Below are 20,988 nucleotides of genomic sequence, written 5' to 3'. Positions count from 1 at the left end.
TCGCGTCAGGTCAGAGCGGGCCGACCGGATCCGGCGAGTTGGCCCAGCCCTGCGGGGACAGGCCATGCCGGCGCAGCAGGCACGGCCTTCCGCTGCGATGATCACCGAACTCGACACTCCATGATCGCCGGGAGCCGCGCCCGCGTCAATCTGTCGACCCATCACCATGACGGCACGAGGCGGGGTGTCAGGCCCGTACCGGTTCTGTCGGGCCAACCGCGAGAACGACGCGGCCCGGGTGTGTCAATTCGACGGCTGATCCTGCTTGTTGAGTGGTCAGTTGTTGCTCGGCGTCAGGCGGCCCTCGAAGGCGATCCGGAAGGCGTACAAGGGCGCCTTCCAGCGCATGGTCCACCGCTCGCGGCCCGTCCCTGTCGGGTCCAGCGACATGAGCGCCACGTAGACGCACTCGAGAGCGGCGGCTTCGTCGGGGAAGTGGCCGCGGGCCCGGACGGCCTCGGGTATGCGGGCGTTGACGCTCTCGATCGCGTTCGTCGAGCAGACCACCTTGCGGATCTCGACATCGAAGGAGAGGAAGGGCACGAACTCGGCCCAGGCGTCCGGCCACGGTTGCACGATCGCCGGATACTCCCGGCCGTCCCCGCCGCCGCTCCGAGATCGGGGGCGTCTCAGCGGCGGGGCTCCAGCACCTCCAGGGTGCCGGTGGCGGTGTCGTAGCTGCGCAAGGTGGTGAGCCGGACCGTCAGCGGCGGCGCCGGCAGCAGCTCAGGGACCCGCCGGCCGGCGAAGGCACCCGGGCGCCGGGTACGGCCGAGGGTGACGTGCGGACTCCAGCGCCCGGGTGCGTGGAAGGGGCTGAGGGTTCCGGGCGGGCTGTCCGAGGCCACCGCCTCCCACACCTGGCGGTGCAAGCCGGCCAGCGCGGAGTCGAGGTCCAGCGCCCAGGCCAGCACCGAGGTCGGCCGCTCGAAACGGACCACGCCGGTGAAGTGCACCGGCAGCGGCAAGGCGGCGGCGACCTCGGCGAGTTCCCAGCGAATCGGACCGGTCAACTCCGGACAGGCGGCCAGGGTGAGGTGCGGGCTGTTCGTGGGTGAGCGGTGCCGCGCCTGGCTGGGCAACACCGCGTCCGCCAGCCGCCGCCACGCCTCCCGGACCGCCAGCTCCGCCGCCTCATCCAACAGAAGCTCGACAGTGCGCACCATCGCAGCCTACCGGCGTCACACCTGCGGTGCGGTCGTCGGCCAGGCCGTCGGGCAGAGGGCTCGGCGGGGCCCGGTGACGTCTCCGCGTTGGCGGTTTCCGCCGCACGGGGCGGGAGATCCTGCACGAGCAGGGGGCACGACCATGTGCACTTGGTTGGACCGGCGAGCACCAGGACGACGTGTCCGATGGCGCCCTGCCGGCGTCAGGCAGGACCAGCGGCCGGTCTGCTCGCTGAGGATCGCGCCGCCCTCGCCGGTGAGGATCGGGTGGGCGGTCGCTCTCACGCAGCCGGCAGCGGCTCGCGGGTGTGGGCCGCCCTGGTCCGCGGACACGCCGAGGCGGCCGGATCGTCGACGCCGTCCGCCGCACACACGGCATCCCCTTGGGGCGGCGGACGGCCTCTTGCGTGCGGTGACTACTTGAGGGCCACCGCGTCACCGGCCGACACGACCCGGGCCGTCGTCGTCGTGCCGGGGAAGAACCAGCGCCAACTGCCCGCGGAGGTGACGGTCACCGTGGTGCTGAGCTGTCCGGTGCTGCCTGTCCTCACGGTCTTGACCGTGCTGTAGTGGGCGGCGCCGGCCTTGCGGTACTGGAGCTTCACGTCCTGTCCGGCGAATCCCTGGTACTTCAGGGTCTCCCAGTTCGCGCGCGACAGCTTGCCGGTGACCGTGAGCTTCGCGCCCTTGGCGACCGGTTCGGGGGCCGCGTCCGTGGTCAGCTTCGAGGCCCGCTTCACCTTGTAGTCGGCGATGGAGTCGGAGATCCAGTAGTCCCCGTCGTTCGCCTGGACGGTGGCGTTCACCGTCCAGACGCCCGCGACCTTGTTGGAGTCGATGTCGTCACTGGCCGGGATCCAGGCCGGGTCCACCGACATGGTCGCCGTGCACACCGACGTCGTCGAGGACTTCTTCTCGCACGTCGTGCCCGTCCAGACGACGAAGCCGTGGCCGTTGGAGCGGTTGAAGGTGCTGACGTGGGTGAGGCCCTTCACACCCGAGTTGTCCTTGACGGTGATGGCGATCGGGAAGGTCACCTCCCGCGCCGTGCCGACCGTGACGTTGGCTCCGTCGTTGACGACGGTCGACACCACCCGGACATCGCCCCGCCCCTCGGCGTGGGCCCCGGTCGCCGTCAGCAGCACCAGGGCGATCCCACCTCCCGCCGCTGCCCAGCCGGTTCTCCGTCCGAAACGTGCTGTGCTTTGCATGGTCCTCCTCCGGTGAACCGACCGTGAAGTCGATCAGTCCTCGCACGAGGCTACACACGGGGCCTGCCACGCCGCTTCCAAGACGGCCGGCTGCTGGGCTCGCCGACACGGATCGCGGGCGTGCCGAAGGCGGGCCGCACCATGCGGCTGATCCGGGGCACCACCTTGTCCTCCGGCCGCCCGGCCCTGAACGAGGTTTCCATCGCCTCCTTCGGAGTCGGGGCGGAAGTGGCTGGAGGTGGGTAACGACTCCACCACCCACCGCAGCGCACGCGCGGCGCCGGAGTTCTCCCCGGCGAGCATCCCGACCACGGCCACGGTGCTGAAGTCGCGGCTGTTCCCGTGGGACGCGCAGACCACCACCGACATCGACGGCGCGCCGGTCGGCGACGATCCAGGCACCGGTCAGGACGCCGCGTCCTCGGCCGCCGCCCGGCCCGGACGGCGGCAGACTCCCGCCCAGGCCAGGAATGGCACCGTCAGTTCTGGTAGCAGGCCGGATGCCCGCCCTCGACCACGCAGAGGCGCGACTCGACGTCCGAGATCTTCTCCCAGGCGCCCGCGGCGAACCAGGTGCTGTTGTTGTTCGTGGTCCACGCCGCGTTCTCGACAGTCAGCGCATCGGCGTCCTTGACGCCGATGTCCTTGCTCGTCTTCCCGCTGGGCAGCCAGTAGGTCTTGCAGGTGAAGGTGCCCTCTTCGGTCCGGCACGTCTCCGTGCCCATGCCGAGTTGGGCGATCTTCATCGTGTACGAACTCGGCAGCTTGTTCTGGACGTAGCCGCAGAGGAACCCGAGGCTGCATTCCCCCGCGGCTGCCTGCGGTGCCGGCGAGAAGACCATCAACCCGGCTGTCGATGCCAGAAGTGCGGTCGCCTTGGCCATCCGTCGCGCGATGGTGCTGCGCATCATCGATGCCTCCCTGTCACGTTCATGACGACTTGCTCGAACGAGCAAGTATGTAAGGGCTGCCGCGGGTTGGACAGATGCGCGGCCCGGGAGGAAGGGGAGCCCCTGGCTCCTCGACGACGCGGTCCTCACCATCGCGCCTGCCGGGCGGAACCGGGCCGAAGGCGGACCCGGCGCGGCGCCCGGGCGGGCGGGTCTGCACGCACCGGATGCCGGGGGGCGGGTCGTACGGCTCCACGTTCGCTGTGACACGCTGGGCCGTCCGCGGAAGAGGCTTTCGAAGGCAGGTCCTGGTGGTGTGCGCATGAGTGTCCCTCTCGGCTGGCTGCTGCGGCGTCCCGAACTGCGTCTCAAGGTCCTCGCCGGGGCACGTCACCAGGACCGTGAGGTGACCTGGGCGCACAGCATCGAACTCGCCGACCCGAGCCCGTGGCTCGCAGGCGGCGAGCTGGTGCTCACCACCGGCCTGCGCCTGCCGGAGGATCCTGAGGCCCGTCGGGACTACGTCCGGCGACTGGCCGGCGCCGGTGTCGCCGCGGTCGGCTTCGGCGTCGGCCTCTCCCACGGCCGGGTACCGGCCGAGCTGATCGAGGCTGCCGAGGAGGCTGGGCTGCCGCTGCTGGAGGTACCGCTGCGCACGCCGTTCGTGGCCGTCACCAAGGCCGTCATGGAAAGGCTGGCCGAGCAGCAGTACGAGGGGGTGGTCCAGGCGTCTCGCGTCCAACCGCGGATGACCCGGGCCGCGCTGGCCGGCGGTGCGCGGGCGGTGGTGAGGGAGCTGGCCGTGTCCTCCGGCACACGTGTGGCGTTCCTGGATTCCGAAGGGCGGATACGGGCCTGTCATCCGCCGGACGCGACCGTGCCGGACCTCGACGAGGTCACCGGCCGGAGTCCGGCTGTCCGCGCGGCCGCTTCGGTCAGCAGCGGACCCGACGGTGTGGTCGCCGTCCAGCAGGTGCAGGTGGGGCCCCGTGTGCACGGGCGCCTGGTCCTGGTCGCCGATCGGTCGCTGACCGCGGTGGACCACCTTCTGCTCGGCCACGCGGCGTCCCTGGTCGCCCTGGAGGCGGAGAAGCCGCTGCGTGTGCGCGACGAGCAGCACCGCTTGAACGGCACGATCCTGCGGCTGCTGCTGGAGGGGACCATCGCGTCCCCGGCCGCCCGGGACCATCTGGTCGAGGCCGGATTCCCGATCCGTGAGGGTGTCCGCGTCCTGGCGCTGGAGGACGGCAGTCCGCGAGGAACACTCACGGCGGTCGGCGAGGCCCTGGGCGAGCGGGGACTGCCGCTGTTCGGAGCCGTGCTCGACGGCGCCGCCGTGCTGCTGCTGCCGGGCGGCCACGCGGCGACAGCCCAGGCCGTCGTGGGCGAACTCGCCGACCGGCAGAAGACGCGTCCGGCTGCCGGACTCAGCGCGGTGCACGAGCTGGGGGACGGGCCCGCGGCCCTGGGTGAGGCCCTCAGCGCCCTGTCGGCCGCCCGGGCACGGGGCTGCGCCGAGGTGGTGCACTTCGCGTCCCTCGCCGGTCAGGTTCTGGTCACGGCGCCGCAGACGAGGGCCGTCCTGGAATCCCTGTCCGTGGCCCGGCTGGGTCCGCTGGCCGAGTACGACGACGCCAACGACACCGAACTGCTCGCTTCCCTGCGGGCCTTCCTGGAGCACAACGGTCAGTGGGAGGCCGCCTCCGCCCACCTGGGGGTGCACCGGCACACGCTGCGCGCCCGCATGACCCGCGTCCAGGGATTGATCGCCGCGGACCTGGAATCCGCGCACGTCCGGGCGGAGCTGCTGCTGGCGCTGACGGTGTGGCAGGGTTCCGGCCGCCGGTGAGGCCCGGGCTCACCGGCGGCCGGACCGGTCATCCGGTGGCCGCCGCTTCCTGCGCGACGGCCTCGCTCAGGATGGCCAGACCTTCCTCCAGCAGGGCGTCGGGGATGGACAGCGGCGGCAGGAAGCGCAGGACGTTGCCGTAGCTCCCGGCGGTCAGGACCAGCAGCCCGTTCTCATGGCAGCGCCGGGCGATGCGGGCGGTGAGGTCGGGCGCGGGGACCCGGTCGCCGTGCCGCTCGACCAGTTCGACGGCGACCATCGCGCCCCGGCCCCGCACGTCGCCGATGACCTCGTGGGTGTCGGCGAGTGCGCTCAGGTGCTCCAGCATGGTGTCCCCGATCTCCCGGGCGCGCTCCAGCAGATCGTGCTCCTCGATCTCCTCGAAGACGCCCAGAGCGGCTTCGCAGGCCACCGGGTTGCCGCTGTAGGTGCCGCCCAGTCCGCCGGCCGGAACGGCGTCCATCAGCTCGGCGCGGCCGGTCACGGCTCCCAGCGGAAGGCCGCCCGCGAGGCCCTTCGCCGTGGTGATCAGATCGGGCTGGACACCTTCGTGCTCACAGGCGAACATGCGCCCGGTGCGGGCCATCCCGGCCTGGACCTCGTCCATGATCAGCAGGATGCCGCGGTCGCGGCAGATGGCCGCGACCTGCTTCAGGAAGCCGGGCGCCGGAACCACGAAGCCGCCCTCGCCCTGGATCGGCTCCATCAGGACGGCGGCGACGTTCTCCGCGCCCACCTGCCGGTCCAGCAGGTCCACGAGAGCCTGCGCGGCCTCCTCGGCGCAGTTCTCGGGGCCGGTGGGCCAGCGGTACGGGTAAGCCATCGGCGCCCGGTGGACCTCCGGGGCGAACGGGCCGAAGCCCTGCTTGTAGGGCTTGTTCTTCGCGGTGAGCGTCATGGTGAGCAGCGTGCGGCCGTGGAAGGCGTGGTCGAAGACGACGATGCCCGGGCGGCCGGTGGCGGCACGGGCGATCTTGACGGCGTTCTCCACGGCTTCGGCGCCCGAGTTCACCAGAATGGTGCGCTTGTCGCCACGGATGGGAGCGAGCGTGTTCAGCTTTTCGCACACGTCGAGGTACGACTCGTAGGGGTTCACCAGGAAGCAGGTGTGGGTGAACCGGCTCAACTGCGCCGCGGCCCGCCCGGCCACGGCCGGCGCCGAGTTGCCGACCGTGGTCACGGCGATCCCGCTGCCGAAGTCGATGAAGGAGTTTCCGTCCGCGTCGACGATCACTCCGCCTCCGGCCGCCTCGACGAACACCGGCAGCGTCGCACCGACGCCGGCCGGTACCAGCGTTCGTTGACGGGCCAGCAGTTCACGTGACCGCGGGCCGGGGATCTCGCTCACGACCCGCCGGATCTGGGCGAGTTGCGGACCGCCGACCGGCCGGGTGGCTCCGGGCATGGTAAGTCCTCCGGGTTGTAGAGGGGTTGGGCGTCCCAGCCAAACACCGGCCCAGGACCGGAGCGATGGACCGATCGGAGTGCCGTGACGGCGAGTCCGGGACAACTCGTCGAGTGCCTCACCGCAGGGGTCCGTTCAGCCGTACGTCCACCCGTACGCTCGGCGGCGACGGCGCAGGGCGCCGCCCGGGAGGGTGCGGTGGCCGAGGCGGATGGTCCGGGCGGAGGTCGTGGAGCCGTCACGGAACACGACCTCGACGCCCGGATGCTCAGGCCGCCACGCCTGCCCCTGTGGCGCAGGCCCGGACGAAGCTGCCGAGGAGCCGCAGGCGGTCCGCTTCCGGACCGTCGTCGTCCTCCGGGTGCCACTGCACGCCGATCAGCCAGCGCTCGGGATCCTCGATGCCCTCGACGATGCCGTCCTGAGCGACCGCGGCGAGGACCAGCCCGGAGCCGAGCCCGTCCACGGCCTGGTGGTGGCCGGAGCGGCCGACGAGGCTGTCGGCGCCCATGATGCCGTGCAGGCGAGTGCCGGGCACGAGCCGGATCTTCTCGTCCAGGAACACCGGTCGCCCCTCGCCGCCGCGGTGCAGGGTGAACTCCTCGATGTCGGGGATGATCGTCCCGCCGCGGTGGACATTGAGCAGCTGGGAGCCACGGCAGATGCCGAGGATCGGCCGGCCGGCCTTTTCCGTCGCCGCGATCGCCCTGAGGGCGTCCCGATCGGCGCGGGCGTCCACACCGTAGGAGTGCGGGACGTCGGCCAGGGACGAGCCGTAGCATGTGCCGTCGATGTCACCGCCCCCGAGCAGGAGCAGACCGTCGAACCGGGCCGCCGCCTCGGGGTCCGGCAGCGGCGCCGAGGTGTCCAGCAACGTGTACGAGGCGCCGAGCCGCACCAGTGTCTCCAGCGCGACCCGGGTGAAGCGGCGGACCAGTCCCGCGACCTGTTCGTCCAGGTCCGGGAAGTTGAGGGACACCAGCACCGCGACATGCGCCACGGGATGCTCCGGCAGAGGCTGGGCCGGCGTCACCTCCTCGATACGGACGACCGGCGTCACAGTTTGATCCAGGTGCTCTTGAGGTGTGCGTACTTGTCGAGTGCGTGGAGGGACTTGTCGCGTCCGAAGCCCGATTGGCCGTAGCCGCCGAAGGGGACCGTGATGTCGCTGTCGTCGTAGCAGTTGACCCACACCGTGCCGGCACGCAGGCGCCGGGAGACGCGGTGGGCGGTGGAGAGGTCGGTGGTCCACAGCGCGGCGGCGAGCCCGTAGGGCGTGCCGTTGGCGATCCGGACCGCCTCGTCCACCGAGTCGAACTCGATGACCGACAGCACCGGGCCGAAGATCTCCTCCTGCGCGATCCGCATGTGCGGGTCGACCCGGTCGAACACGGTGGGTTCGACGAAGTAGCCGCCGCTCTCGGTGAGGACCCTCCCGCCGCCGAGGACGGTGCGGGCGCCTTCTTCCCGGCCGAGGTCGATGTAGCCGAGCACCCGGTTCATGTGCTCGGACTCCACGAGCGCGCCGATGTCGACACCCGGCTCCAGCGGGTCGCCGACCCGCTTGCGGCGGGAGGCCTCCAGCACCTTCTCCAGCAGTTCGTCCTTGATGGACCGGTGTACGAGCATGCGGGAGCCGCCGGTGCAGACCTCGCCCTGGTTGAAGAAGATGCCGGTGGCGATCGCTTCGGCGACCCGGTCGAGGTCGGGGGCGTCGGGCAGCACGATCTGGGGTGACTTGCCGCCGAGTTCCAGGGAGACCTGCTTGATGTTCGACTCGGCGGCGTACTGCAGGAAGCGGCGGCCGACGGGCCCGGAACCGGTGAAGGCGACGGCGTCGACGTCCATGTGCACGCCGATGGCGCGGCCGGCGGTCGGCCCGAGGCCGGGGACGACGTTGAGGACGCCGGCGGGGAGGCCGGCCTCGGCCGCCAGTTCGGCCAGTCGCAGCGCGGTCAGCGGGGACTGCTCGGCCGGTTTCACGACCACCGAGTTGCCGACGGCCAGGGCCGGGGCGACCTTCCAGATCGCCATCATCAGGGGAAAGTTCCAGGGCACCACCGCGGCGACGACGCCCAGGGGCTCGCGGGTGATGGTGGCCAGCACGTCCTCGGCCGTCGGTGCGACCTCGTCGTAGGTCTTGTCGATCGCCTCCGCGTAGAAGTCGAGGGTCTGGACGGTGACCCGGAGGTCGACGGCGAGCGCGTCGGTGAACGGTTTGCCCATGTCGATCGCCTCGATGAGCGCCAGTTCCTCGGCGTGTTCCTCGACGAGCCGGGCCAGGCGCTGCAGGACGACGCGGCGTTCGCGCGGTGACCGGCGTGCCCAGCGGCCGTCCTCGAAGGCGGCTCGGGCGGCGGCCACCGCACGGTCGATGTCGGTGGCGTCCCCTTCGGCCACTTCGGCGATCACCGTGCCGTTGCGCGGTGATACACAGTCGAAGGTCGCCCCGCTCGCGGCGTCGACGAACTCGCCGTCGATGAACAGCCGGGTCGGCGGGGTCAGTGCGGCGGCACGTTTCTCGAGTACGTCCCGGTCGGGCGTCGCGGTCATCGGTGGTCCTTTCTCTGGTGAGCACGCTCGACCAGGTCGGTGAAGAGGGCTGCGTCCGAGGCGGAACTCGTGTGCAGGTCTTCGGGGTGCCACTGGACGGCGAGGATGTCGGCGTCGCGGTGCTCGACGGCCTCGACGACGCCGTCTGCCGCCGTCGCGGTCACCACGAGGTCAGCGGCGAGTACGTCGATCGCCTGGTGGTGGTACGACGACACCGGCACCCGCTCGCTGCCGACCACGCCGTGCAGCCGGGAGCCCCGCGCCACGCGCACCTCGTGCACGCCGTTGCGGTGACCGACGGTGGTCTCCCGCAGGTGCTGGTGCAGCGTGCCGCCGAGGGCGACGTTCAGCACCTGCATGCCCCGGCAGATCGCCAGCGTCGGCAGGCGCGCGGCTGTCACGGCGCGGGCCGTCGCCAGGTCGAGGTCGTCCTGGAAGTCGACCACGTCGGCCGTCTCCGGCAGTGGGCTCTGGCCGTAGCGCTCCGGTCCCAGGTCGGCGCCGCCCGGCATCAGGACGCCGCCGAACCTCTCGAGTCGCTCGACCAGCCCGAACGTCGGATCGGCCGCCGGTCCGTGCAGCACCACCGGCTCACCACCCGCGGCGTACACCGCCTCGCAGATCGCCTCGGCGGCGAGCGTCGCGCTGAAGCGGAGGATGGGCACGGACTCGGCTCGGCGGCCGATGACCGCCACCAGGGGGCGCACTCAGGCCTCCTCGAAGGGATAGTCGAGGCTGGGCAGCCACTCGGCCCAGGCCGCTCGATGGCGCCCGTCCTCGATCACCCGGGCGAGGGCGTCGTCCAGCTCCGCGCGCAGCCCGGGACGGTCCTTGGCCACCCCGATGCCCCAGCGGTTGCCCGTGCGGACGGTGAAGGCGAGCTGGAACCGCGGGTCGTTCTCCCCCAGGGGGACGAAGACGACGTCGTCGTCGACGACGGCGTCCACGTCCCCGGCTTCGAGCGCGGCGAGCATGTCGGCGTACACGTCGTCGGAGCCGTCGGACCCGAACCCGACCAGGACGGCACCGTCGAACGTCTCGGCCAGCGCCATGTTGGTACTGCCGTCGATGGCGGCCACCCGCCGTCCGGCGAGGTCCTGGGCCGAGGTGATGCCCGAGCCGCGGCGGACCAGCACGCTCTCGTGGAAGACGGCGTACGGCCGGGTGAAGTCGACCTGAGCCTGACGGGCCGGGGTGATGCCCTGCCCGCACAGCACCGCGTCCGCGGCGTGCGCCTGCACGGCCGGGATCATCCGGTCCCACGGCACGCGGACCCACTCGACCGGCCGGCCGAGTTCGGCGGCCAGGATCCCGGCCACGGCGGGCTCGAAGCCGAGGCGGCCGTGTTCGGGGGACCACAACGTGAACAGCGGGGGCGCCTCGGCGTCCAGGCAGGCCAGCCGCAACGGCGTCGCGGCGCTCACGGGGCGTCGTCCCAGTACGTCGAGCGCTCCCAGTCGGTCACGTGGCCGCAGAACCGGGCCCACTCGTCGGCGTGGTAGTCGACCAGGAGCGTGGACAGTTCCTCGCCGAGCGCCGAGGTGATCACCGTGTCCCGGCGGAACGCGGTGATGGCGTCGCCCAGGGTCATCGGCAGTTCGGGGAAGCGGGCGTCCTGCGTGCCCTCGTACGAGGAGCCCTGGTCGGGTTCCCCGGGGTCGGTGGCGTTCTTCAGGCCGTCCTCGCAGGCCGCGATCATGACGGCGTGGGAGAGGTAGGGGTTCACCGCGGCGTCGGGGAGCTTGTACTCCAGGCGCCCGTTCGCGGAGAGCCGGACGGTGCAGGTCTTGTTGTCCATGCCCCAGTTGATCTTCGAGGGGGCGAACTGGCCGGCGTCCCAGTAGCGCTTGTAGGAGTTGACCGTGGAGCCGTTGATCAGCATCGCACCGGCCGAGTGGAGGAGAAGTCCGCCGAGGGCGTGCCGTCCTTCCTGGGAGAGGTTCAGCTCGGTGACTCCGGGCTCCTCCAGCACGTTGACGCCGTCGCGCCAGAGACTGAAGTTGTGGTGGCAGCCGTTGCCCATCATGCCGGTGGCCGGCTTGGGCATGAAACTCGCCTCGATGTCGAGCTCGCGGGCGACCTGCTTGCAGACCTGGCGGTAGGTGATGAGCCGGTCCGCGGTCAGGTCGGCGTGGTCGTACATGAAGTTGAGCTCGATCTGGAATTCGTCCTCGTAGTCGCCCTCGATCATGTCGAGGCCGAGCGCCTCGGCGTAGTCGATCACCTTCTTCACGATCTGGCGGTTCCGCTCGAGGTGCTCGATGTGGTACGCCGGGCTCGATCCGGGCCGGAACCGGGCCTGGAGCCCTTCCCCTTTCCAGGTCATCTCCGGCTCGCAGCCGGTGCGCATCTCCAGGCCGGTGCGCTGGGTGAACTCACTGTGCACGCGCTTGAGAACGCCACGGGCGTCACAGGCGTACGGCGCACCGGCGCCGTCGCTGAGGTGGTCGGGCTCGTAGAGCCGGCAGAACACCCGGGCGAAGGAGGTGTCCCACGGCAGTACCGCGAAGGTGTCCAGGTCGGGGACCGCGGTGTACTCGGCGGCGTGCACGCCGCCGCCGAGCAGCAGCCCCTCGCGCGTGGTCTGCAGGTTCGCCATCGCGGTGCGGTGCTGTTGCACGCCCTTGACCGCGACCCGCTCGAGGTGGCGGGCCGGCATCACCTTGCCGACGACGCGGCCGGTGATGGAGACGGACTGGTAGTAGACGTACTTGACGCCGTACTTCTTGATCTTCGCGAGGGCGTCGGCGAGGTGCGGGCCGGCCGCGTTCTCCTGGCGGTGCTGATCGAGAGCGCTTGTGCTCACAGGTGTTTCCCTGTCTGGTCGTGGGACCGCGTCAGGCGGTGGGGACGAGTACGGCGAACTCACTGCGGAGATCGCGTTGCCGGGCGGGAGGGATGTTGACGGCGAGGGTGCCTACCAGGCGCCCGTCGCGGTGATACCTGGCCAGCAGGCCGCCCGGCAGGTGGTGCGGGTCGCCTTCTGCGATGCGGACCTCGTCGGCCAGTGCCGGGGAGCCGTAGCTCTGGAGCCGAAGGCCGAGTTGGTCACTCCAGAAGGAGGGGACGGGGGCGAACGGCACCCCGTCCGGCAGTTCGCCCGCCAGCAGCGCGACCAGGGTGGCCGCGGCCCGCTTGGCGGTGTCGGTGGGGATGGACCAGTGCTCCACCCGCCTGGGGACCTCGTCGAAGAGCGGGTTGGGGAAGCGGGCGATGTCGCCCACGGCGACCGCGCGGGACGCGCCGGCGACCTGCAGGTGATTGTCCGTCAGGACGCCGTCGCCGAGCGGAAGTCCGTTGCCCTCCAGCCACTCGGTGTTGCAGACCGAGCCGACCGCCTCCACGACCACGTCGGCCGGGAGGGTCTCGCCGCTGTCGAGGACGACGCCGGTGACGCGGTCGTCGCCGGTGACGCGGTCGTCGCCGGTGAAGGCGGTGACTCCGGTACCGAGGACGAACCGGATCCCGGCCGCCTCGTGGTGGCGTTGCACGGCGGCGGCGAGCACATCGCCGATCACCCGCGCCATGGGTGGACCGGCCGGCTCCACGACGGTGACCGTGTGCCCCAGGGTGCTCAGCGTCGCCGCGGCCTCGCAGCCGATGAACCCGGCGCCGATCACGACGACCCGGACGGATCCGCGCCGCCGCACGGCCGCGCTCAGTCCGTGGCAGTCCTCCACGGTGCGGAGCACGTGCCGGCCCGCCGTCGGGCCGGGTGTGACGAGCCGACGGGGGCGCAGGCCGGTCGCCACGACCAGTCCGTCGTACGCGGTCCGATGGCCGGACTCGGTGGCCAGCGTCCCGGCTGCCAGGTCGGTCGAGGTGACGGGGTCGCCCAGCCGGAACTCGACGTCCGCGATGCCGGCCCGGCGCCGGAAGGACAGCCGCTCGGCGAGTCCGGAGGGCTCGGCGGCCCGCGGATCCGCGAGTGCCTCCTTGGACAGCGGCGGGCGGTTGTACGGCAGGTGCGGCTCGGCACCGAACACGGTGATCGGCCCGTCGTGGCCCGCGGCGCGCAGCTGTTCAGCGGCCCGGAGCCCGGCGAGCGAGGCGCCGACGACGGCGACGTGCTGGTGGGCCGGCATCAGCCCTCGATCAGGATCGCCTGCACGGGGCAGACATCGGCGGCTTCCTCGACGTACTCCCGCATCGCCTCGTCGGGCGTGCCGTCGTACTCGAGCCGGCCCTCGTCGTTCATCCGGAAGACCTCGGGAGCGGCGATGGCGCACTGGCCGTGGTCCTGGCACAGGGAAAGGTCGACATTCACCTTCATGGAAACTCCTTGGAGCGGCGGATCGGGGGGTGGGTGTGGTCAGGAGGCGCGGGTGAAGCCGATGGGCAGGCGCACCGGGCCGGTGTTGCCCGAGTCGGGCATCCACGTCGCGCCGGGCAGGATCCGGATGTCGCGCATCCGGCGGGCCAGCAGCGGCAGCGCCTCGCTCATGTCGGAGCGGGCGACGAAGTGCCCCAGGCAGTGGTGCGCGCCACCGCCGAAACCGAAGTGCGGCTTGCGCTCTGCGGTGATGTCGAATGTGCCGGGGAAGACCCGCGGGTCGGTTCCGGCCGACTCGCTGTAGAGATGCACCGTGGTCCCGGCGGTCATGTCGAGGCCTTCGAAGGTGAAGTCCTCGAGCACCTCGCGAGTGACCCAGCGGACGGTCGGGTTCACCCGCATGACCTCCTCGACGGCCTTGCCGCCGAGTTCGGGACGCTCGGCCAGCAGGTCCCACTGGTCGAGGTGGCGGCTGAAGGTCTGCATCGCCAAGCCGAGCTGGTTGCGGGTGGTGTCGAAGCCTCCGAAGATCAACAGCACCATGCTGTCGCGCAGTTCGGCGTCGCTGAGCCGGCCGTCCTCGGCGCGGGACGCCTTCACCAGCGCGGTGACGAAGTCCTCGCGCGGGTTGGCCCGGCGATCCGCGATCAGCGCGTCGCAGTAGTCGTGGAGCCGGGCGAGCGCCGCCTCAATCCTGGGCAGGTCCTCGCGGAGCGTCACACCCATGGCGAGTCCGATGGTGGCCGACTCGCGGGCGATGACCGGCCACTCCTCCTCGGGCAGGCCGAGCATGATCGCGATGACCCGGGCCGCGTACGGCTCGGCGAACTCGGAGACGAACTCGCATTCGCCGGGCCGGGCGAAGCCGTCGACCAGTTCGGCGGCGAGCGCCTGGAACCGCGGCACGAGTCCGCCGATCAGCTTGGGCGAGAACGCGGGGTTCATCAGCCGCCGCAGCCGGTGGTGCTCGGCGCCCTCCTTGTTCAGGATCCAGCTCGCCCACCACTGCGCGAACGGGCCCTCGGTGACCCCGTTGTGCGCCGGCCAGGCGACACTGCCCTGGCGGAGCTTGGGGTGCTTGAGCAGCCTGCTCATCTCGTCGTAGCGCAGGACCGCGATCCCGTACGGCGTCGTGGCGTACCAACTGCGTTCGCGAGCGGCGTGGACCTCCTCAGAGGTGATCGAGAAGGACGGGTCGGCGACGTCCAGGACGGGAGGGGAACCGGGGGCGAGGGTCGGCATGGACAACCTCCAGGGATCTCGGGCCAGCTGCGTGGCTCAATACCCTGGATTTAGAGTTTTTAATTGTCAAGGCCTCGCCGTCATCGATTCGCCGGCGCCTCCGACTCGGCGAGGGCCAGCACCCAGCCCGTGCCCAGCGGCAGCTCCGCCACGTCGACGAAGGGACTCAGGGCCGCGGACCCCGAAGGCGCCGGCATCTGCGGGAGCCGCGCGCCGATCACCCAGCGCGGCGTGTTCGCTGCGACCACCCGGCGCTCGGCGTTGACGAGGACCGCCTCGGTGCGCGCGCCGCGCAGCACGGCGATCAACCTGCGTTCGAGATCGCCGACCGACAGATCCACGCCCGCGACGCCGAGGAAATCGCCGTCCGCGACGATCGGGACGGCCGCGGTCACGACGTACAGCTCGGAGCCGGAGTAGTCGACGTACGGCCCGTACGCGACCCGGCCGCGCGGCTGCCGGGCGAGCTGGAACCACTCCATCTGGAGGTAGTCGTAGACGTCGACGCTCATCGGATCGAAGTTCAGCCGCAGCCGGACCACCCGCTCCCCCTGCCGCTGCCACCAGGCGATGTACCGGTCCTGGCCGTCGATCTGCCCGGGAGCGGCGGCGAAGCCGTAGCCGACCGCGAGACGGTCCTCGGCGACCAGCTCGACCAGCAGCTTCTGCACCTTCGCGAGGTGGGCCTCGGACCAGCCGCCGCGCGGCGGACGGCTCTCGACGACGGCGTCGGCGATCCGGGAGAGCCTGGCGAACACCGGCTCGAGCACGTCGGAGGCGGTGCGAGCCAGGGTGGCGGCGTCGGGGCCGGGCAGCTTTGCGTTCACAGCTGCGCTCCTTCCTCGATCTGCAGGAGGTGGAGGGCGGTGAGCCTGCGAAGATTGCCCGCCACGTGCTCTTCGGTGAGCCGTCGGGCCTCGTCACCGTTCTCGGACACGACCGCGGTCGCGATCGCGTGATGTTCCTCCACCACCGCGTCCAGATCGATCTCGGGGCCGATGGGCAGCCAGAGCAGACCGGACACCTCTGCCTGGAGGTTCGCCTCCAGCCGGGTCAGGCGGGGGGACTGCGCGGCCACCGCCAGCTCGATGTGGAAGCGGCAGTCGGCCCGGATGCGGTCACCGAGGTTGTCCGCCGTGCGAAGCTGCTCGGTCAGGCCGAACAGCCGGCGGACGTTGACCGCCGAGGCGCGCTCGGCGGCGAGCTGCGCCGACCGGCCGGCCACGGCCAGATGTTCGTCTACGATGTCGCGCAGCCCCGAAATCGTCATCGCGGCCAGGCGCTGGCGCTGCGGCTCGACCGGCGGCGCCTTGGGGTGCCGGACGAACGAACCACCGCTGCGTCCCCGCTTCGTCTCGACCAGGCCCTGCTCACGCAGTTCGGACAGCGCCTCGCGCACCGTCATCGGCGCGACGTTGAACTGGGCCGCGAGCTGGACCTCCACGGGCAGCTTCTCCCCATCGCTCAGCAGGCCGAGGTAGATCGCCTCGGTTATCCGCTGGACGACCTCCTGGGCCCGGCCGACCCCTGTCGAGGACCCGAGAAGCGCAGCGAGTGCGGACATCTACCGGCCTCCTTTCACCCCCGGCGATCCGGGCGCGCCCAATGTAGTCGATCGGCCTCACTCAACGCTTGACGCTTAACAACTAGAACTATAGGTTTCCGCGAAACCCGCAGCGTGAGTTGCGGCCGTGTCCGAATCAGAGGAAGACCGGATGACCAGTACGACGTCACCATCTGCGGAGTCCGACGGCTCCCCCCAGTCCGATCACCACCACCACGACGACGCCGCCCATCTCCACGCCCTTGGCTACAAGTCCGAGTTCAAGCGGGACATGAGCCCCTGGGCGAATTTCTCGCTCGGGTTCACCTACCTGTCGCCGGTGGTCGGTGTCTACACGCTCTTCGCGTACGCCCTCGCCCAGGGCGGCCCGCCGATGATCTGGAGCTTCCTGGTCGTCGGCGTCGGCCAGCTCATGGTGGCGCTCGTCTTCAGCGAGGTGGTCGCGCAGTTCCCCGTCGCAGGCGGAGTCTACCCATGGGCTCGCCGGCTCTGGGGGCGCCGGTACGCATGGATGACGGGCTGGGTCTACATGGTCGCGCTCCTGGTCACGATCGCCTCGGTCGTCTACGGAGCCGGACCCTACATCGCGGTCGCCTTCGGCTTCGAGCCCACGGTGAACACCACCATCGTGTGCGCGCTCGTCCTGCTGGGCCTGGCCACCGTGATCAACTTCCTGGGCACCAAGGTGCTCGCCATGGCCGCGCTGATCGGATTCGCCGCCGAGATCCTCGGCGCCCTCGCGGTCGGCGGCTGGCTGCTGATCGCACACCGCGAGCACAACCTCGGGGTCCTGTTCGACAGCTTCGGCGCCGGAGGCAGCGGCAGTTACCTTCCCGCGTTCGCGGCCGCCGCGCTGATCGGCGTCTTCCAGTACTACGGCTTCGAGGCATGCGGAGACGTGGCCGAAGAGGTTCCCGACCCGGGTCGGCTGATCCCGAAGGCGATGCGCCGCACCATCTACATCGGCGGCGCCGCGGCGACCTTCGTCTGCCTCGCCCTGATCCTGTCGGTCACGGACTTCACGGCCGTCATCTCCGGGAAGGACGCCGACCCGGTGAGCACTGTGCTCAACCAGGCGTTCGGTACCGTCGGCGCCCGCATCGTACTCGTCGTGGTCCTGCTCTCCTTCCTCTCCTGCGCCATGAGCCTGCAGGCGGCGGCCAGCCGGCTGGCCTACTCCTACGGCCGTGACGGGATGATCATCGGCAGCTCGCTGCTCAAGAAGTTCTCCCAGACCAAGCACGTACCGCCGTACGCGCTGATCCTCGCCGCCCTGGTGCCGGCCGCGATCGTCCTCGGCTCGAAGTTCTCCACCGACGCGATCACGAAGATCATCAGTTTCGCCGCACTGGGCATCTACATCGGCTTCCAGATGGTGGTGCTGGCCGCGCTCCGCGCCCGGCTCAAGGGCTGGGTGCCGAACGGCAAGTACACCCTGGGGCGGTGGGGCCTGCCGGTGAACGTCGCGGCCCTCGTCTACGGCATCGCCGCCATGGTCAACATGGCATGGCCCCGCACACCGGACGCCCCCTGGTACGACAACTGGATCGTGGCGCTGTCCGGGGTCGTCGTGATCGGCGTCGGCCTGGTGTACATGGCGGTGCACCCGCTCCACGACCGCAGCACCGCGCCGTACGACGACGCGATTCCGAAGGTTCCGGTGAAGAGCTGACCGTGGAGCCGGAGAAACGGAAAGGGGCGGGGATCCTCGGATCCCCGCCCCTTTCCTGTCGGCACCCCCAGGACCGTGCGCGGGATGCCGGCACCCGAGCGAAGCGCCGCCTCCGGCCGCGCGATCGACGGATCGGCGTGCCCGGGACCGGAAGGCCACGCCATTTCGTCGAGTGCGTGACCACCCGGCCGTTTCCCAGAATGGCCGCCACGTCAGATCAACGAGCACCACAGGTGTGCCGGCGCGCGGAGCGGCGGCCACAGGGAAAGGAAGGCCATGCCGCACAGCGCGAGCGATGCCTCACCCGCAGGAGGAACCGCCCGGGCGCCCCGGACCCTGCGCCACCTCATCGCCGGCACCTGGCAGCCGGGCGACGGCGCGGAGATCGTCGACACGAACCCGGCACGGCCCGGCGAGACCGTGGCCGTGGGGCAGCTCGCCCGGGAGCACGACCTCGACCGGGCCGTCACCACCGCTCGCGAGGCCTTCCCCAAGTGGGCGGCGACGCCGCATCCCGTACGCGGCCGGATCCTCCACCGGACCGCTGACGTCCTGGACGCGCACGCCGAGCAGTGGGGCGAGGAACTGGCGTGGGAAGAGGGCAAGACCCGTGCGGAAGGCATCGCGGAGGTGCGGCGCGCGGCCGACATCTTCCGCTACTACGCCGGTGAAGCGCTCCGCCCGGTCGGCGAGGTGTTCGCCTCCTCCCGTGCGGGTGAGCAGATCCAGGTGATCCGGCGCCCGGTCGGCGTGGTGGCCGTGGTGACCCCGTTCAACTTCCCGATCGCCATCCCCGCCTGGAAGATCGCGCCTGCCCTCGGTTACGGCAACGTCGTGGTGTGGAAGCCGGCCAGCGCGGTCCCCCTGCTGGCCCTGCGCCTCGCCGAGGCCCTGGTCGAAGCCGGGTTGCCGGAGGGCGTCCTGTCGCTGCTCATCAGTGGTGGCGCACTGGGCGGCCGCCTGGCGGAGCACCCCGGAGTCGACGCGGTCACGTTCACCGGGTCGACGGCCATCGGCCGGGGCCTGATCGCGTCGTGCGGCCGACTGGCGCGACCGATCCAGACGGAGATGGGGGGCAAGAACGCGGCCGTCGTGCTGGCGAGCGCCGACCATGACCTGGCGGCGGCGGAGGTGGTGGCGGGTGCCTTCCGCTCCACGGGCCAGAAGTGCACGGCGACGTCACGCCTCGTCGTGGAGGACTCGGTGGCCGACGAGTTCCTCGATCTGCTCACCAAGCGGGTGGCGGACCTGCGGGTGGGAGACCCGCTCGAGGAGAGGACCGAGATGGGGCCCGTCGTGTCGCTCCAGGCGCGGGACGAGATCCAGCGGGCGGTGGACGCGGGCGCGGCCCGGCCCGGCGTCGAGCTCCTCACCGGAGGACGCCCCTACGACGACGACCGGGCGACGGGCGCGTTCCTGCGGCCCACGGTGGTCGAACTGGCTGGCGATGACGAGCTGTGGCGCGAGGAGCTGTTCGGTCCGGTGCTGGCGGTCCGCCGTGCGCGTGATGCGCGACATGCCTTCGATCTCGTCAACGACAGTGAATTCGGGCTGTCCGCCGCCGTGTTCACCGATGACTTCAGGGCTGTCAGCCAGGCCGTCGACGAGGTCGACGTCGGCATACTGCACATCAACTCCGAGACCGCCGGCGCCGAGCCCCATGTGCCGTTCGGCGGAGCGAAGCACAGCGGCTACGGGCCGAAGGAACAGGGGCGCGCGGCCCTCGAGTTCTTCACCCGGACCAAGACCGTCTACCTGCGTGCCTCCGGGGGTGACCGGTGAGCGGCACCCGGCCGCTGTCCGGCACCGCCGTGGTCAAGGCCGGGGATCCGGCCACCGTGACAACGACGGGCCCGGGGTCCGCCGTACGTCCCCAGCGAGGCGACGACATCCGCCGTGTCGGAGTCGTCGGCTCGGGACTGATGGGCGGCGGGATCGCGGAGGTGTGCGCCCGAGCCGGATTGGACGTCATGGTCCAGGAGGTCGACGGCGAGGCCGCGGCCGCCGGCCGGCAACGAGTCGTCGCCTCGCTCGACCGCGCTGTCCGGCGCGGCAAGCTCGACGGGGCCGATCGCGACGCCGCCCTCGACCGGATCCGGTTCACCACGGACCTGTCCGACATGGCGGACCGCGACGCGGTCATCGAGGCGATCGTGGAGAACGAGCAGGCGAAGACGGACGTCTTCGCCGCCCTGGACAAGGTCGTGGTACGTCCGGACGCCATTCTGGCCTCCAACACCTCCTCCGTTCCGATCATGAAGCTCGGAGGGGCCACCCGACGCCCCGACCAGGTGATCGGCATCCACTTCTTCAATCCGGTGCCGGTGCTGGAGCTGGTGGAACTGGTGCCCTCGCTCCTGACGAGCAGTCAGACACGGCACCGGGCGGCGCACTTCGTCACCGGTGCGCTCGGGAAGAAGGTGATCGGCTCCCAGGACCGCGCCGGCTTCGTCGTCAACGCCCTCCTCGTGCCGTATCTCCTCTCGGCCATCCGCATGTTCGAGTCGGGCTTCAGCTCCGCCGATGACATCGACAACGGCATGGTCCTGGGCTGCGCTCATCCGATGGGCCCGCTGCGGCTGGCCGACCTGATCGGCCTCGACACCCTCAAGGCCATCGCCGACTCCATGTACGCGGAGTTCAAGGAGCCTCTGCACTCGCCGCCGCCCCTCCTGCTCCGCATGGTCGAAGCGGGGCTGCTCGGAAAGAAGTCCGGCCGCGGATTCCACGACTACACCCGTTGAAGGGGTACCGCCAGGAACGTCGTCGTCCCCGTCGGGGAAGTTCCCGGCATCGCGCCGCCTCGCCCTCGGGAGCACGTGTGCCCGCCCCTGTGCCACCGACGGGCGAAGGCCCGTCGGTGGCATCCGGCCCCGACGGTCCGGAGCGGGGGCCGGATCGGGGGCGGGTGCTCCGGCCGCTCGGGGTCACACGTTCTTCGGCGGCCGACCGTCCATCGCGTGCCGCAGGCTCAGCGGGCGCATGTCTGTCCATACGCGGCTGATGTGCGCCAGGCACGTGTCCTTCGGACCCACGGTGCCTTCCCGTTCCCAGCCGTCGGGGACCTCACGGTGAGCCGGCCACACCGAGTACTGCTGTTCGCCGTTCACCACCACGGCGAATTCTTCCTCGTGCTCCACGCTGTTCATCTCGACCTACCTCC

General features: G+C 71.0%; 19 protein-coding genes and 1 pseudogene. 4 read left to right on the top strand and 16 right to left on the bottom strand.

What is annotated here, in order from left to right:
- Positions 1-276 precede the first annotated feature (276 nt).
- The 4 genes and pseudogenes from VKA29_RS31010 to VKA29_RS30995 form a co-directional block, all read right to left on the bottom strand.
- Positions 277-597: pseudogene (locus tag VKA29_RS31010) on the bottom strand (transposase); the annotation flags it as partial.
- A gap of 32 nt (positions 598-629) precedes the next feature.
- Entirely contained in the window at positions 630-1,166 is a 537-nt protein-coding gene (locus VKA29_RS31005; RefSeq protein ID WP_324789327.1) for a 2'-5' RNA ligase family protein, read from the bottom strand.
- Between the two features lie 416 nt (positions 1,167-1,582).
- Entirely contained in the window at positions 1,583-2,377 is a 795-nt protein-coding gene (locus VKA29_RS31000) for a hypothetical protein (protein ID WP_324789326.1), read from the bottom strand.
- Positions 2,378-2,856: 479 nt separating this feature from the next.
- The gene (locus tag VKA29_RS30995) at positions 2,857-3,288 is read right to left on the bottom strand and encodes a hypothetical protein (protein ID WP_324789325.1); all 432 of its coding nucleotides are present in this window, start codon (positions 3,286-3,288) and stop codon (positions 2,857-2,859) included.
- A 301-nt stretch (positions 3,289-3,589) separates the two neighbouring features.
- Here VKA29_RS30995 and VKA29_RS30990 point away from each other — a divergent pair, with 301 nt between their 5' ends.
- The gene (locus VKA29_RS30990; RefSeq protein WP_324789324.1) at positions 3,590-5,116 is read left to right on the top strand and encodes a PucR family transcriptional regulator; all 1,527 of its coding nucleotides are present in this window, start codon (positions 3,590-3,592) and stop codon (positions 5,114-5,116) included.
- A gap of 28 nt (positions 5,117-5,144) precedes the next feature.
- Here VKA29_RS30990 and gabT read toward each other — a convergent pair whose 3' ends face one another.
- The 11 genes from gabT to VKA29_RS30935 form a co-directional block, all read right to left on the bottom strand.
- A complete protein-coding gene (gene gabT, locus VKA29_RS30985; RefSeq protein WP_324789323.1) occupies positions 5,145-6,521 on the bottom strand; it encodes a 4-aminobutyrate--2-oxoglutarate transaminase in 1,377 nt (458 codons plus the stop codon).
- A 268-nt stretch (positions 6,522-6,789) separates the two neighbouring features.
- Positions 6,790-7,521 (bottom strand): gamma-glutamyl-gamma-aminobutyrate hydrolase family protein, encoded by a 732-nt coding sequence (locus tag VKA29_RS30980; protein WP_324789322.1) that lies wholly within the window; start codon positions 7,519-7,521, stop codon positions 6,790-6,792.
- A gap of 56 nt (positions 7,522-7,577) precedes the next feature.
- Entirely contained in the window at positions 7,578-9,074 is a 1,497-nt protein-coding gene (locus VKA29_RS30975) for an aldehyde dehydrogenase (RefSeq protein WP_324789321.1), read from the bottom strand.
- Positions 9,071-9,781, bottom strand: coding sequence for a gamma-glutamyl-gamma-aminobutyrate hydrolase family protein (locus VKA29_RS30970; protein ID WP_324789320.1), 711 nt, complete (start codon positions 9,779-9,781; stop codon positions 9,071-9,073). The genes VKA29_RS30975 and VKA29_RS30970 overlap by 4 nt, the downstream gene beginning before the upstream one ends.
- Positions 9,782-10,498, bottom strand: a complete 717-nt coding sequence (locus VKA29_RS30965) for an ABC transporter substrate-binding protein (protein ID WP_324789319.1) — start codon at positions 10,496-10,498, stop codon at positions 9,782-9,784.
- Positions 10,495-11,880, bottom strand: coding sequence for a glutamine synthetase (locus tag VKA29_RS30960; RefSeq protein ID WP_324789318.1), 1,386 nt, complete (start codon positions 11,878-11,880; stop codon positions 10,495-10,497). Before VKA29_RS30960 ends, VKA29_RS30965 begins: the two co-directional genes overlap by 4 nt.
- Positions 11,881-11,911: 31 nt before the next feature.
- The gene (locus tag VKA29_RS30955) at positions 11,912-13,159 is read right to left on the bottom strand and encodes an NAD(P)/FAD-dependent oxidoreductase (RefSeq protein ID WP_324789317.1); all 1,248 of its coding nucleotides are present in this window, start codon (positions 13,157-13,159) and stop codon (positions 11,912-11,914) included.
- Positions 13,159-13,347, bottom strand: coding sequence for a ferredoxin (locus VKA29_RS30950; protein ID WP_324789316.1), 189 nt, complete (start codon positions 13,345-13,347; stop codon positions 13,159-13,161). Before VKA29_RS30950 ends, VKA29_RS30955 begins: the two co-directional genes overlap by 1 nt.
- 39 nt (positions 13,348-13,386) lie before the next feature.
- Positions 13,387-14,589: a cytochrome P450 gene (locus tag VKA29_RS30945; RefSeq protein ID WP_324789315.1), complete on the bottom strand. Its 1,203-nt coding sequence runs from the start codon at positions 14,587-14,589 to the stop codon at positions 13,387-13,389.
- Positions 14,590-14,669: 80 nt separating this feature from the next.
- Positions 14,670-15,416 carry a cache domain-containing protein gene (locus VKA29_RS30940; RefSeq protein ID WP_324789314.1) on the bottom strand — a complete coding sequence of 249 codons (747 nt, stop codon included), beginning with the start codon at positions 15,414-15,416 and terminating at the stop codon, positions 14,670-14,672.
- Complete coding sequence (locus VKA29_RS30935) at positions 15,413-16,153, bottom strand: FadR/GntR family transcriptional regulator (RefSeq protein ID WP_324789313.1); 741 nt, start codon at positions 16,151-16,153, stop codon at positions 15,413-15,415. The genes VKA29_RS30940 and VKA29_RS30935 overlap by 4 nt, the downstream gene beginning before the upstream one ends.
- Before the next feature lie 151 nt (positions 16,154-16,304).
- On the opposite strand from VKA29_RS30935, the gene VKA29_RS30930 reads away from it, so the two are divergent.
- The 3 genes from VKA29_RS30930 to VKA29_RS30920 all read left to right on the top strand — a co-directional run bounded on the left by VKA29_RS30930 (position 16,305) and on the right by VKA29_RS30920 (position 20,569).
- A complete protein-coding gene (locus tag VKA29_RS30930; RefSeq protein WP_324789312.1) occupies positions 16,305-17,825 on the top strand; it encodes an APC family permease in 1,521 nt (506 codons plus the stop codon).
- 276 nt (positions 17,826-18,101) lie between these two features.
- The gene (locus tag VKA29_RS30925; RefSeq protein WP_324789311.1) at positions 18,102-19,607 is read left to right on the top strand and encodes an aldehyde dehydrogenase family protein; all 1,506 of its coding nucleotides are present in this window, start codon (positions 18,102-18,104) and stop codon (positions 19,605-19,607) included.
- A gap of 56 nt (positions 19,608-19,663) precedes the next feature.
- Positions 19,664-20,569, top strand: a complete 906-nt coding sequence (locus VKA29_RS30920) for a 3-hydroxybutyryl-CoA dehydrogenase (RefSeq protein WP_324789377.1) — start codon at positions 19,664-19,666, stop codon at positions 20,567-20,569.
- Positions 20,570-20,752: 183 nt separating this feature from the next.
- On the opposite strand, the gene VKA29_RS30915 is transcribed toward VKA29_RS30920, so the two are convergent.
- On the bottom strand, positions 20,753-20,974 hold the full coding sequence (locus VKA29_RS30915; RefSeq protein WP_324789310.1) for an MbtH family protein: 222 nt from the start codon (positions 20,972-20,974) through the stop codon (positions 20,753-20,755).
- Between the last annotated feature and the right edge of the window lie 14 nt (positions 20,975-20,988).

The organism is Streptomyces sp. H51 (genome assembly GCF_035656535.1).
GTDB lineage: Bacteria > Actinomycetota > Actinomycetes > Streptomycetales > Streptomycetaceae > Streptomyces.
This window is presented reverse-complemented; position numbering and strand designations above follow the sequence as displayed.